The organism is Paenibacillus sp. HGH0039 (assembly GCF_000411255.1).
In the GTDB taxonomy this organism is placed as follows: Bacteria; Bacillota; Bacilli; order Paenibacillales; family NBRC-103111; genus Paenibacillus_F.
Genome location: NZ_KE150412.1, coordinates 1,558,312 through 1,571,255 on the forward strand (window position 1 = coordinate 1,558,312; position 12,944 = coordinate 1,571,255).

Annotated in this window: 13 protein-coding genes and 2 pseudogenes; 4 read left to right on the top strand and 11 right to left on the bottom strand. The window is 44.1% G+C overall.

Translation table 11 applies throughout. The features are described 5' to 3' along the window. Window positions 1-69: 69 nt before the first annotated feature. A complete protein-coding gene (locus tag HMPREF1207_RS06760; protein WP_016423525.1) occupies window positions 70-2,040 on the bottom strand; it encodes an S-layer homology domain-containing protein in 1,971 nt (656 codons plus the stop codon). A gap of 275 nt (window positions 2,041-2,315) precedes the next feature. Further along, entirely contained in the window at window positions 2,316-3,041 is a 726-nt protein-coding gene (locus HMPREF1207_RS06765) for a stalk domain-containing protein (RefSeq protein WP_009672292.1), read from the bottom strand. A gap of 233 nt (window positions 3,042-3,274) precedes the next feature. Between HMPREF1207_RS06765 and HMPREF1207_RS06770 the strand changes: the two genes are divergently transcribed. Further along, window positions 3,275-3,499 carry a helix-turn-helix domain-containing protein gene (locus tag HMPREF1207_RS06770; RefSeq protein ID WP_009672290.1) on the top strand — a complete coding sequence of 75 codons (225 nt, stop codon included), beginning with the start codon at window positions 3,275-3,277 and terminating at the stop codon, window positions 3,497-3,499. A 99-nt stretch (window positions 3,500-3,598) separates the two neighbouring features. Here the strand turns inward: HMPREF1207_RS06770 and HMPREF1207_RS30155 are convergent. The 4 genes and pseudogenes from HMPREF1207_RS30155 to HMPREF1207_RS29125 form a co-directional block, all read right to left on the bottom strand. Beyond that, a pseudogene (locus HMPREF1207_RS30155) lies at window positions 3,599-3,793 on the bottom strand (terminase large subunit); the annotation flags it as partial. Then, the gene (locus tag HMPREF1207_RS06775; RefSeq protein ID WP_016423526.1) at window positions 3,780-4,046 is read right to left on the bottom strand and encodes a P27 family phage terminase small subunit; all 267 of its coding nucleotides are present in this window, start codon (window positions 4,044-4,046) and stop codon (window positions 3,780-3,782) included. The gene HMPREF1207_RS06775 and the pseudogene HMPREF1207_RS30155, both read right to left, overlap by 14 nt. A 183-nt stretch (window positions 4,047-4,229) precedes the next feature. Further along, on the bottom strand, window positions 4,230-4,538 hold the full coding sequence (locus HMPREF1207_RS06780; RefSeq protein ID WP_231392020.1) for an HNH endonuclease: 309 nt from the start codon (window positions 4,536-4,538) through the stop codon (window positions 4,230-4,232). Then, a complete protein-coding gene (locus tag HMPREF1207_RS29125; protein WP_016423527.1) occupies window positions 4,525-4,890 on the bottom strand; it encodes a hypothetical protein in 366 nt (121 codons plus the stop codon). Before HMPREF1207_RS29125 ends, HMPREF1207_RS06780 begins: the two co-directional genes overlap by 14 nt. A gap of 331 nt (window positions 4,891-5,221) precedes the next feature. Here HMPREF1207_RS29125 and HMPREF1207_RS06785 point away from each other — a divergent pair, with 331 nt between their 5' ends. After that, complete coding sequence (locus HMPREF1207_RS06785; protein WP_170318612.1) at window positions 5,222-5,551, top strand: helix-turn-helix domain-containing protein; 330 nt, start codon at window positions 5,222-5,224, stop codon at window positions 5,549-5,551. A gap of 471 nt (window positions 5,552-6,022) precedes the next feature. Here HMPREF1207_RS06785 and HMPREF1207_RS06795 read toward each other — a convergent pair whose 3' ends face one another. The 3 genes from HMPREF1207_RS06795 to HMPREF1207_RS06810 form a co-directional block, all read right to left on the bottom strand. After that, window positions 6,023-6,601: a hypothetical protein gene (locus HMPREF1207_RS06795; protein WP_016423528.1), complete on the bottom strand. Its 579-nt coding sequence runs from the start codon at window positions 6,599-6,601 to the stop codon at window positions 6,023-6,025. A 143-nt stretch (window positions 6,602-6,744) separates the two neighbouring features. After that, window positions 6,745-7,032, bottom strand: coding sequence for an HNH endonuclease signature motif containing protein (locus HMPREF1207_RS30730; protein ID WP_082211300.1), 288 nt, complete (start codon window positions 7,030-7,032; stop codon window positions 6,745-6,747). Window positions 7,033-8,118: 1,086 nt separating this feature from the next. Beyond that, window positions 8,119-8,922 (bottom strand): hypothetical protein, encoded by an 804-nt coding sequence (locus tag HMPREF1207_RS06810; RefSeq protein ID WP_009672306.1) that lies wholly within the window; start codon window positions 8,920-8,922, stop codon window positions 8,119-8,121. Window positions 8,923-9,353: 431 nt separating this feature from the next. Here HMPREF1207_RS06810 and HMPREF1207_RS06815 point away from each other — a divergent pair, with 431 nt between their 5' ends. Continuing rightward, window positions 9,354-9,578: a helix-turn-helix domain-containing protein gene (locus HMPREF1207_RS06815; RefSeq protein WP_009672290.1), complete on the top strand. Its 225-nt coding sequence runs from the start codon at window positions 9,354-9,356 to the stop codon at window positions 9,576-9,578. Window positions 9,579-9,949: 371 nt separating this feature from the next. Here HMPREF1207_RS06815 and HMPREF1207_RS06820 read toward each other — a convergent pair whose 3' ends face one another. Both HMPREF1207_RS06820 and HMPREF1207_RS06830 read right to left on the bottom strand, forming a co-directional pair. Further along, on the bottom strand, window positions 9,950-11,269 hold the full coding sequence (locus HMPREF1207_RS06820) for a hypothetical protein (protein ID WP_016423529.1): 1,320 nt from the start codon (window positions 11,267-11,269) through the stop codon (window positions 9,950-9,952). 519 nt (window positions 11,270-11,788) lie between these two features. Then, window positions 11,789-12,652 carry a helix-turn-helix domain-containing protein gene (locus HMPREF1207_RS06830; RefSeq protein ID WP_009675442.1) on the bottom strand — a complete coding sequence of 288 codons (864 nt, stop codon included), beginning with the start codon at window positions 12,650-12,652 and terminating at the stop codon, window positions 11,789-11,791. Window positions 12,653-12,845: 193 nt separating this feature from the next. Between HMPREF1207_RS06830 and HMPREF1207_RS30160 the strand changes: the two are divergent. Further along, window positions 12,846-12,944: pseudogene (locus HMPREF1207_RS30160) on the top strand (helix-turn-helix domain-containing protein); the annotation flags it as partial.

The following is a 12,944-nucleotide window of genomic DNA, read 5'->3' on the forward strand; positions in this document are numbered from 1 at the left end:
CATGTAACCACGAGAGAGGTTATTTCGCAACGTTCGTCAGAGAGCGGCAAATGCCTCGCCCAAATGGGCCTACCGATCGACGCGGTAAACATTTCCGGTTACCGTCGCCGTTTTGCCGTATTTATTGGACACGACGATCGTATACGGATTGGCGCCTTTTTTCAAATCCAACCATTCCGAAAAAGTCCCGTCATAAGAAGAACAATAAATTTTGCGGTCATTCAAGTAAACCACCGGATAGCTGTCGTTCTTATCCTTTACGGTTCCCGAAATCGTCATGTAGCTGAGCGTCGTGCTGCCCGGATGATAGCTGACCTGAATAACGGGCGCATCGGTTTCCAGGGTGACCGTTCTGGTCAAGGTCGTACTTCTTCCCGTTGAATTGGTCGCTTCAAAAACGAGCGTGTTCTCGCCTTCCGACAACGTGATTTCTTCGGAGAACGATCCGCTGGCGTAGGAGGTGTAGTACACTTTCTTCCCGTTAATCTTGAGAGTCGGCATGCTGTCGTTCTTATCCGTTACATACCCGGAAACCGTCAAGGTTTTAGAGGCGGTTTTCTCGGGGGTTGCATTCAGCTTCAGGGTCGGCCCGTTGACGTTAAAGGTCACTTTTTTGGTCACGACCGTCACTTTTCCGTTCTGGTTCTCCGCCTTGAATGTCAGCGTGTTCTCGCCTTCTTCCAATCTGATGGACTCACTGAAAGAACCGCCGTACATATATACTTTCTTGTCGTTGATATACAGGATAGGATAGGAATCGTTGGCATCCTTAACGGTACCCGAAACCTTGATCGAAGCGACCTGCGAGCTGTCCGGAATGGAGTTTACCTTAAGCTCGGGACCACCGGAGCTAAAGGTGACTTTCTTCGTAACGACGGTTTCTTTTCCCGCTTCGTTTTCCGCTTTAACGGTGAACGTGTTTTCGCCTTCCGCCAGCTTTACATCTTTGGAGAAGGTGCCGTCCCAGCTGCTGACGTACATTTTCTCATCGTTGAGATAGACGGTCGGGTACGAATAATTGGTATCCTTTTTCACCTTGCCCGAAATGGTCAAAGACCCCTTCGTAACCGTGTCCGGCGTGTTGTCCACCTTCAAGTCCGGACCGTTCACCTGGTACGTTACTTTTTTGGTTACGGTTGTCGTTTTGCCGCTCGGAAGCTTGGTCGTAACCCGGATCTCATACGCGCCTTCCTTCTCCAGACGGTAGCCTTCCTTAAAAGAGCCTTCGTCGGTCGATACCGCCTTGTCGTTGATCTGAACCTTGGCGTCGCGATGTGTTTTGCCCGAAACATAGAACGTGCCGCTTTCCGTCTTCTCCGGTACGGTCACTTCCAGGGAAGGTCCGTCGGCCTGATCCTGAGCGGAAGATTTAATGACCCGGAAAAGAAGAGTGGCTACCTCCGCCCTTGTGATCGGCTTCTGCGGTCTGAACGTGCTGTCCTCGTAGCCGCCGATCAGCTGCTTTTCCGTCGCAATGGCGACATAGTCCCGAAGGTTATAGGAAATTTCGTCCACATCGCTGAAATTTCTTCCGAGCGTACTGCTGCTCCGCAAATCGTCGGTCGTGTAACCCATCGTTTTGACGAGCGCAACGGCAACATCTTCACGAGTTGCCTTGGTATCCGGGCTGAAGAACGGCTTGCCTTTCGGTGGATAATAGCCGGTCAAAAATTCTTTCGTGGATTCGACGTAACCGAACGACCACTTGTCCGGATTCAAATCCGCAAAGGTCGGCTCGGCCGGTGTTTGCAGATTGATCGAAAACGTCAGCGCGATCAGTTTGGCAAATTCTTCGCGAGTGATGGATTTCTCCGGTTTAAAGGAGGAATCCTCGTAACCGCTGATGATGCCTTTCTTCGCCATATCGTAGATAGCGTCGTTCGCCCAATGATTGTTTACATCAATGAAAACGATATTCTGGTTAATCGTCCCGCCGTTCACCGCCTGATTCTGGAGAATCGCTTCCGCGTGCACCAAAGGACTGATTTGCAGCAAGCAGACGATCATCATTAAACTCAACAGCTTATGTAAGTGTCTCAAAAAAATGCCTTCTTTCCCGAATGAATAGTATGACCTGGCTGCCCGTTTCTGTCGGGCTCGTTTCTCTTCTCCTTCTGATTTATATAGGTAATTACTCCTATATTATATAGCCTAAAGGGAAATATTTGTATATATTTGTTTGATTCTCCCTTTGATAACTATTACTATAGAACTACTTTCTTGCCGCATGGTAAAATTTCCATATGGAAAAACCAAAAAAACGCCCCCTCCCGGAGACGTTTCATTTTCCGCCTATAAAATAAGTGCTTGCCCGCTTATTTGCCGCTCAAAGTAAAGTAATAGTCGTGCAGATCCAGCCAGTCCCGCAAATCCCCGAAACCTTCCGCATCCAGCGTTCCGGGCTCGTAGGGATTCTCCGCGGCCTTCTTCGCGATATAAACGTACCGGTCGTTCTCGCCGAGAACTTCCACACCCGCTGCCGTTTTCTTCACCTCGGGCCAGTCTTCTTTCTTGTACACTTCAATCCGGGCCACCACGTCGTGCAGACGGTGCAAATCCTCATCCTGAACCATATAATGGATCAGCGTCAACGCCTGCGCCCGTTTATCCAAACGGCCCTCTTCGATGGACGTTTTCACGTTTTCCTCCGGTATGACGCTCACCATCACATTCTCCAGCCATCTCGGAACCCGGACTCCGTATCCGTATTTCTCAAGCAAGGCCTCGTCCTCTGCGGAAAATTCCATGTATGGCTTGTTTTTCAGAAAGACCTTATTGTTGGTGCCGTCCCAAGTCACACTCAAATCAAGCCGCTGCGCAAGATCGCGGAGAGGCAGGTACGTATTGCCTTCGTACGTGATAGGGACCAGATCGTTCCCCTGCTCATCTTTCAGCGTAAACGTAACGCCGTTCAAATCCACCTGCAAATCGGGGTTTAAAAAAGCTTTGATCTCCTTCAGATTACTCGTCGCGTAAGCTCCGGCCGTAATGCCGACCAGAAGCGCCGCCGTCATTCCCGCTGCTGCCCAACTTTTCCGCATGGCTTGAATCTCCTCCCTAATGCTCTACAGAACATTTTACAGCAGAGACGGCCGGGATTTGTTACAAACGATTATCAAAATCGGGATGCGGAATCACTGATATTAAAACAGCCCTGTTCTCGCCTATTTTTCCCCCGCCATCGCACCATTGGTAAGCGCCCTTCATACACTAAGTTGACTGTATCCCTTACCCTTGTAATTACTCCAAAACCCGAGCAAGGAGGGATGACAACTTGAAGGGCAGCGACCATAAAAACAAATTCTTACTCACAAATCGTGAACGCGAAGTCTTTGAATTACTCGTACAGGACAAAACGACGAAGGATATCGCACAGCAGCTTTTTATCAGCGAGAAGACCGTGCGTAACCATATCTCGAATGTCATGCAAAAGTTGAATGTAAAAGGTCGTTCACAGGCGGTAGTCGAGCTAATCAAGCTCGGGGAGCTAAAAATCTGACGCAGCCACCCTTGCCAGGGCACAGAAAACCTTCCGGTCATCCTCTAAGGATAACGGAAGGTCTTTTTTTGTTTGGGGGTGTGGGCATATATAGTTTTAAAACATGATTAAGGGCTGCTGTCGGAAACCCAATGAGTTTTTGTTGACATTGATAAGCTTGAAATCCTTAAATTCGTGCATCTCGTCAAAGATTCTAAGATGCTTATTCACACCGTTAGGCTTCTCGCTGTCTGAAGCTCATGGCTCCATTTGACTAAATGTTTTGGCAAGGAAGATACCTTTATGATTTTCTCTGAATCAGGGATTTTAACAGATTATTAAGCGTTTGAACGGTCTTAGCTTGCTCAATTGACAGGGGGTTTTTCACCAAATTTGTGGCCCCTGCTTTGTTCGTATACTCATACATGAGCTTGGAGTTTTTCACCTCAGCTTGAAGTCGCCTGTAAAACTGATGAGTCTCCAGATAGAGCTTGATCAACTCTTCATCTGACTCCTTATATGAGTCGCCCAAGTATTCGCGAATCCGTTTTGCAGTAGGTACAGCCACCGGCTTACCCCCCCCCTTTCATGAAAAAATGGTCCGCGTAACGAACGAAGCACCGCCCCCGGTCCCTAGGGCCCCTCGCTTCCAGAATTAGGGACAGGGGGACTTGCAACGTTATGGGAATGGTATTTATTCCTCTGAACATCAGAGCGCCTTACAAATCAATTCTGAGCGTCGAACATCTGGTCACCACCTCTCAATGTTTGCTTTCACTTCGATCACTCTTGCCCTGCGTTTCTTAACATCAGGCTTCTTCCCTCTTCCCTTCTCTGGATGCAGCTTGTTATGGCACGATGCACATATACTCTCTAGGTTATCCAGTGTTAGCCCAAGCTCCGGGTATAGCTCCAGCTCTTTGATATGGTGGACAACCTCAGCAGATACAAGACGATCGTTCTTCAAACACGACTGGCATAGATAGTTATCCCGAATCAATGCTACTTCTCTACACTTGAGCCATGCCGAGGTCTTGTAGAATGGGTTAACTTTCTTCATCGCACACTTTTCTGGATTCTGCCCATCCAGTAAGACTACATATCTCCTGCTCATTGAACCTGCCGATTAACCTATCCCTTGTTGTTCTCACGCCACCAGGTGCGGACGACCTACCTCTTGGATCGGACACGTAATGCCACTGGCTTCGTTTCAGTCCTCGTTCTTGCGCAATACTTGCAGCTACGCTGTATGTACGGGCGCTGATGAGATACTTGTACTTTATGTCGTCTCTTACCTTATCCATAGGCCCATTTACCAAATCCCATATCGCTTGTTCAGCTTGCTCCATGTTTTCATACTTCTCACTGAAGACCAACAGTTCAGCAAGTTCTTTTACCCTTGCCTTAATCATCCTTGCTTCGCCTCCTTACAAAATAAAAAGCCACCCTTTCGGGTGACCTGCTCATATACTTGTGAAAGCAAAATAGACGACTGCGCAGATTACAAGAATCATGTAACCAATTAACAGGCCGAGCTTTATGTAATACCGGAAGTTAGGGGGCTTACGGCGTGTATATCGGTTATTCCTGAATACATTGGGATCATAGTTCATGGCTTCACCTTTCATGGAACTTTTTCCCAATTGTACAACATAAACTTATACGTTTCAACGTTTAAAACTCATAGGATGCTTATGCTCCCCTTAGCTTTTGTCTACACTAGCCTACAGGGAGGTTAGCAACTTGGACATTTTAAAACTAACAGGAGCCCGTATCAGGGAATTACGTAAGCTTCAAGGACTTTCTCAAGAAGCTCTTGCTGAACGAGCTGGCTTACACATGGTTTACCTCGGCGGCATGGAGAGAGGCGAACGTAATATCACTCTCGAGAACCTTGCCAAAATAGCTCAAGCTCTTAACGTTGAAGTCATGGAGCTTTTAAACTTTAATAGCAGCGGAACAGAAGATGACGATATTATCGTTGCCGTTACTGCCGCCCTTCGGGACAGAAGCACAGAAGACAAACGGCGTATTCTGCAGATAATTAACCTGATACCAAAAAGCGGTGAGTGATATATCTGCGGGTAGGGATTTGCACCCTACATGATGGCTTCCTCTCACTAACGGGTTTTTAGCGTGGACCCGTGCCAACCTGGAGCCTTATACCCGCAAGCCCATCAGCGTACTGTATACCATAGCGAAAGTACGTCTACCTATTCCGTCACCGCAGTAAATAAAAAAGCCGCCAGATTGGACGACTTTGGTTTGATATATGCGATTGACGTGTTTTGAGCTGCATTTAAACAATGGCGGCCGTCACCCTCCATCAACCTTTAAATTGCTTACTCTTTTTATCTTTCGAAATATATTTGCTTATCTTTTCAACGATCCAGCCCACAACGTAAATGATAACCATGATAATCACGAAAAAATAAAAGCTAACAGGTCTTTCGACGAAAGAGGCGGCTATTGTTATGAAGATGGCGATTAGCATACTAGATATTATGTCTTTCATACAAGAACACCTCCCTAGTGATCATCGAATTAATTAGCCCAGCCCATGAACTCGGTCTTAACTCTATATGGGGTCGAAAAGCTGGAGTCCCTGTAATAAACCATAGTCATATAATATGCATATCTATTATCGGGGCTAGTGTATACTTTTCTAGTAAGAACTGTCGCGTATTCATATTGTTTGTCTTTTAAGCTACTAGTTACGTCACCTAAAAAAACCTGCGTCAATCCAGTCAACCAATTATTTCCGATTCTACTAGTTACATATAGAGAAACCCCTCTGAGGGCACCTTCCATGATGTATCTGTCCACTCTCCTATCAAATACATGCTTTGTCGGCCCTTCAATAACATCCCCATCTCCGAGATCTGGTAGAGGGATAGAATTTGTTCCGTTTCCATTGGGTAAAGCAAAATTCGAAAAAGTTGCTTTTTCCTCTTCACTAAGAGAATGACGATCATTGACCGTTATTTCTACACCATTCTCCACCCAAGACGTTTCAACTTTTGTATCCGTATTCTGACTTTGTGTATCGTTGTTGGCATATAGCGGACTTACTGACGTTAAAAAGATACTTGCCGATAATACTCCTACAAACAATTTTTTCATAAAAGCCTCCCTATTCAATGTCCTTCATATAAATTTTACCATATATGTTAACACGAAACAATTTTGCGAAGGGGAGGCGACCGTTTTTTTCAAGCTGCTGAACGGAGTAAACATTCCGTATGACTGTGGAGTTGTATGCTGCGTTACTTTGAACATGCAAACCCTCCATCCTCTTTAGCAGTTTTAATGCTATGACACGTCGCACATAATGGCTGCCAGTTCCCTTGATCCCAGAACAAACCCATATCACCTTTGTGCGGCGTTATATGATCAACGACAGTAGCCGGTTCAAGTTTCCCCTTATCCATGCAATGTCCACATAGTGGATTCTGCTGCAGGAACTGTAATCTTGCCTGCCTCCACTTATGTCCGTATCCTCTAGCGGAGGCCCGCTCCACTAGCTGCCAGTGAAGTTGCGATTCCTTGAATATCCCCGTCCCTAATGATGAATACTATCTGAAACTAATTAAACAAGGAGGACCCTTTCATGAAAAAGAAAACAGCTCAATTTACAGGAGTAGACCCAGGAGAGGGCGGCGGCGAGTCAAACGAAGGCCCCCCCCATATGGACCCACAAGGACCTGGCGGTGAAAGTCCTCACGACGATCCCCGTGGACCAGCAGACCCAGACAATCCAAGAGACAATCCTGGAGCTGGTGGAAATAGTGGCGGTGGAGGACCAAGCGGGCCGGAACCAGGAGACGGAGATAGAGGGTTCATGAAAAAGAACTCTCTTTAAAATCCGGCACATGCGTTCCATAGCCTAGCACCCTTGCGCGTAACTATTTCATCAGACTTTTAATCACCCCAACAAGAAAGGCGGGAAGAGATCCGCCCGTGTTTACCGAACGTTTGAGCCGGGGTCTCGTTCTCGCCATTTCTAATCTCATATTACCACGGAACACGGTTTTCTCGCTTTTGGTGGAATATCCTCACTCCCCTTCCAAACATATCCTTTAGCACGTCATTAGACGAACAGAATGCTGTCTATTTGACATTTTCTATCTCTAAACGACCATTTACATGTCCAGTACTTAAAACGTCCTAGAATCAATTTAAAAGGCATGACAAAAAGTCATGATCCGAGTGGTCATGACTATGTATGTTTTATTTAATTTAATTTCTTTTCTTTTGTGTAGTTAATGTATACATTAATGCCAGTTGAAGCGAGTTAGTGTAGCAAAAACAGTACAGAAACCATTGTTGCAGTGTAGTTAATGTATGCAGAAACCCTAGTTAATGTTAGCAGAAACTAATATGTTTTGTGACTTCTAATCATTGTGCAATTTGATTTAGTGCAAAATGCACATATGTTTTTATATGTATTTCTTAGATCATTCTGGTTAGTTGTTAGAAGCCTGTTAATTCGATTGTTGATCTCTTTGTTGGTTATTTAAGAAAGGAACGGTAAACCTTTATTTATCAAGAATTGTAGCGTTTTCTAGCTTTGTTGGCTACATTGTTTATTATATTGTTAATTTTTGAGTAGATATTTGAGCGATCACGAAGCTATACTTTCATGCTTTTTTCAAAAAATTTTCATCATATTCGGCCAAGGAAAGTTCCTTCTTAAAGCTCCTTTCAATTCTCCACATAATCTTTGAAATTTCATTTAAACGAAATTGAATTTTCGCCTCACTAGATGTATGCTCAATCTTATTGTTTGTTGTTTTCACAAAAATTTGATGTGTCCTCATAGTTGCGAGATCATTTCCTAAACTTAAGAGGTTAATTATATCTTTACTTATCTCTGCAGGAATAAAGAGTTGGGAGGAAGTAAAGTAATCTAGAGCATCTTGAAATTTTTGCTGAGCTTCCTTTAGCTCTTCCACCATCATTTTAATTTTTATTTTACCTACATCCTTCTCGTCACAATCTTCACTAACATGACGAATTTCCTCTTCTTCAAACAAGTATTTTTCGATTTTTACTATGGAATACATATCCAAATTTTCTTGATCCCAACTTACGCTGAGATGACTGAGTTCCCGGACAGCAACATATAACTTTTTGAATAATTCAGGATATATCTCATGTTTTTTATTTCTATATAAACTAAAATCAAGCATCATCCTTTGATAATCAAACTTGCTATTTTCAGTCATAACCGATAAAGCTTGTTTGTGACTCTCTAGCTCAATATTCAATTCTTTCTTGTGGCTTTCTAACTCCTTATTTAGAACCTGCTTATCTTGTTCAAGCCTTTTTTTGAAACTATAATCAACGAATAATTTTGCTGCGCCCGTTCCAGCTAATATAGATACAATGAATTGCCAACCATCAGTAACTATCCATGTCCAAGCAACATCTAACCATTCCATACCTACATTCACCCCAAGAAAATTTATACAGTTAATTTCTTGGGTCTGTGCAAATTTCCTTTATTTGACGACAAACAAAAAGCAGCTCCGATCACATCGGGCTGCTCTCTTTATTTCCTATGCTATAAATATAACACGTTCAAAGGCAAACGCCGCACGGTTATGACTTGATTTTCGAATGATTTTCAACGGATAATTAAATGAGCAAATGAACGAAAATACAGTCCAAAATAGCCCTGTATTTCATAACGAGAATGATTGATGCACTTGATGCAATTTTGATGCAAAAAGAGCAGAATACAGCAGGTGAAACGAAGTGAAGAGAAGTGAAAATAAGTGAAAGAAAAATAGGACAAACCCAGTTACAGTAAGTGTTTATAAGTGATATGGAGTGACTAGGAGTGAAAGTAAGTGAACAACAATATTTGCCCTTGAAGGGCAGCGACCATAAAAACAAATTCTTACTCACAAATCGTGAACGCGAAGTCTTTGAATTACTCGTACAGGACAAAACGACGAAGGATATCGCACAGCAGCTTTTTATCAGCGAGAAGACCGTGCGTAACCATATCTCGAATGTCATGCAAAAATTGAATGTAAAAGGTCGTTCACAGGCGGTAGTCGAGCTAATCAAGCTCGGGGAGCTAAAAATCTGACGCAGCCACCCTTGCCAGGGCACAGAAAACCTTCCGGCCATCCTTTGGGGGATAACGGAAGGTCTTTTCTTGTTTGGATTTTTATAAAAAACCCACACTACCGTGTATGTAATATATTTAGACGCTTTCGTCTTACGTGAACTTTAACATATATTGTTTCCCCTATTTTCTCGAGACCGTACTCACTTTTGAAAATGGCGCCAATGCCCACGGTCCACTGCTGATGACGGTTAGCTCTTACCCATTTTCAGGTTCATTCGCAATATTCGGCTTGATATTCCCCTTATCGGGAATTGAAGCTGCGAACTAGAACACATATGAAGAGCCCCTACCCGGCTGAATTCCGGACAGAAGTTCTACGTTATTCACGACTATACTTTAATATCAATACTATTCTTGGGTATCGTAAGCGCGCTCTTCTGCTGTTGACCAATATTCAGAGAAGAAATGAAGCTGTTCCAGTCCTCTAGATTCGCATCTCGTACCTGGTTTGCAAATTCAAGCTTGGCCTTTGGACCTACATCCCCTTGCATACTCGGTGCTGATATGAGGCTGTGATGCAGACTATTGAAGGCGTTCATCAGGCCACTGAGAAGATCTTCCGGCTTCTGATTCAATAATCCCTTCATGCTCTCCCACATGATCGTTCCTACAGACTTCTTGGCATTAAGGTCTTGTAGATGGGCGCTGTACTTTCGCTTTATTTCCAATGACATTTCTTGATGTGAAGCAAATTGTTTGCGGAAGGAAGGCGTTGAGATAAGAGAGAATTTATAGTCGTCATATTCTGCGATTCCCATCTTGGTACTCATTGCCTTATCTACGGACTGCGTGAGTTGCTCCTTAATCGCTGACGACATAGGCGATTGTTGCAAATAAAGATCCAGCTTGAGACGTGCGGTCCCTAAATTGTTAGCCATCCATTCCGTATCAAAAGTAAACGTGTTCATAGCTTTAGCTGTTGTGTGTACCAGTGCATCGAATACTCCTGCTACATCACGGTAACTAATATCTTGAAAAGAGGTAGATTCTCCTACAGAGGCTTTACTTGCCTCCTCCTTCAGTAAATCCCGAAAGTCTGTAATCCCCTTGCCGCCTTGTTCCATGATCTGCTTCCACTGGTCCCCCTGCTCCTCCTGTAACTTGCCCAGAAGCCGGGACTGTTCCTGTAGCATATTCTTAATACGATCGGTCAACTCATCCTTGTCGAAGATCGGCTTATAGGTGGAGAGGAACTCTCCTTGTGTCTCCTTGCTACCTCCAAAAATAGAATCATTTTCAAAATTCAAATATTGAGACAAAGTGCTCACTGTTGTCTGCGCGATATCCTCTATTTTGAGTTGAACTTGCTTATCGTATTGCTCAAGATGCTGACTCAATTCGTCTCCTGTGTAACGCTGAAGCAGTAGATCACGCTCATATGCGCTTTTTACCAGAAACCCACTTACATCATCCAGAAAATTCTTTGAGTAGTCCGTACCTTGAACTGATGTAAATTCCCTTCCAACAATCCACTGGCCTCCCAATGCACGAAGCCCTTGTTGTCCTTCATCAATCACACTCGGGGTGTACATCTCTACTGCATCAGAAGCATTATTACTTGCAGGGACAAGCACTTTAGTAGCAAGCTGGTTATTCTTTGCTACTATAGTGCTTGGAGTTGATAATGCGTAAATACCATTCGTTTGCATCGCGGACCTCTCTCTTCATTGAAGTATATGTTATTTGTAATATATCGGCGTAATAAGTAAATAGTTAACTCCGATTCCAAAAACAAATTCATTAAGTTTCATTGCAGTCCTACATAAAGTCATTCAAAATGTTCTTCATATTGGCGGGGGGCAGTCTGGTAATATTGGTTAATTCCTCCCCGGTACGCTGTAAAGTGCATTGTTAAGTAGTTGACTTATTTTCTCGTCGTCTAGCCCGAATGCGGTACGAATACGCCTTTCGACGCTATTCGAAATCGGCTTCGCATTCGTTTCGATCTTTGCAAGTAGTGCGCGTGAAATCCCGACAATTTTAGCAAATTGTACTTGGTTCATTTGCGTGTTCGCCCGGATAAGGCGGGCTGTATCATTGTTCAATTGCATTCATTATGTCACCTCGCGTTATAAAATTTGTGACGCTACGGGTAAATAAAAAGACGTGAACCCCGAACCCGTAGGAGTACACGTCTTGTCATATATACAGTTATACTAATTGTGACTTTAACAAGAAGTCGAAGTATTATTTTTAACCCCGAATGCTGCTTCGAACATTTCGTCTGATAGCGAATAAGTCACCGTTCGGCTATTCTGAATTTCTTCAATATCCGCCTTTTCTTTTGCGGTTAATGGGCGTTCGGATTTACGTCTACGTTCTCGGTCTGCATCGCCGAAATCCTTTTCCCATTCCTCACCCCAATTAAAGGATTTATGCTCGACGTCTTCCTCAACGACCTGGGGTAAGTGTATATTGTTGTCGTTGGCATTTTCCGAAGGAATAGATAGATAAGAAAGCTTGTCCTTTCTTTCTTCTTTTATTGGTTCTTCTTCTTGGTTCTTCTTAAATACTGGTTCTTCTTTGTGTGAAGCTGCGACAACATCCGAGACGTTGAAATTGTTCACATTATTCGTACCGTTTTTCAACATTAGCGCGTGCTTTTCTTCAACGTGTATTTCGCTAACGTGCGATTCTTTAACGTCAATACTTTTAACGTCTTTAGAATCGCGCCCCATTGATACGCCGCAAGCCATGTTGACTTTATATACAGACTGTCTCCCAACGCCACCGCCTGTGCGATTTCTCCACGCTCGTTCAAGGACAGGTGTACCGTCGTCAAGCTTCGTTTCTAACAACGTGCGGATACGCTTAATTACGGTGAAGCGGGTAACACCCATCATTTCGGCAAGTGTTTCTTGCGTCGGATAGCATACGCCGTCTTCGTCCATAAACGAAGCGATCGTTGCAAGCGTTGCAAAACCGTCTGCCCCGATCTTGGCGATTATGCCGCCGCGAACCGCCAATACATCAACCTTGAAGAAAATACGCTGCTCGTCGTGCCGTTTGTTTCGTAGTTCATTAGTGTTCATTTGATTGTCCCCCATTGAATGTAGTTTCGTTGCGCTTGTCTTGCGCAAATCAATATGTCGCCGGGGGAATGTGTTGTGTGACGAATGAAGTGAAGAATTGTTAACGTTATAGGAAAGTCACGTTGTAGGGAAGCGGGCGGGGGACACGCTGAAACCGTCAAAACCGCGCCGTTACTGGGTTTTAACTATGCGTGTTACAAAACATATTACGAATGTCATGCAAAAATTGAATGTAAAAGGTCATTCACAGGCGGTAGTCGAGCTAATCAAGCTCGGGGAGCTAAAAATCTGA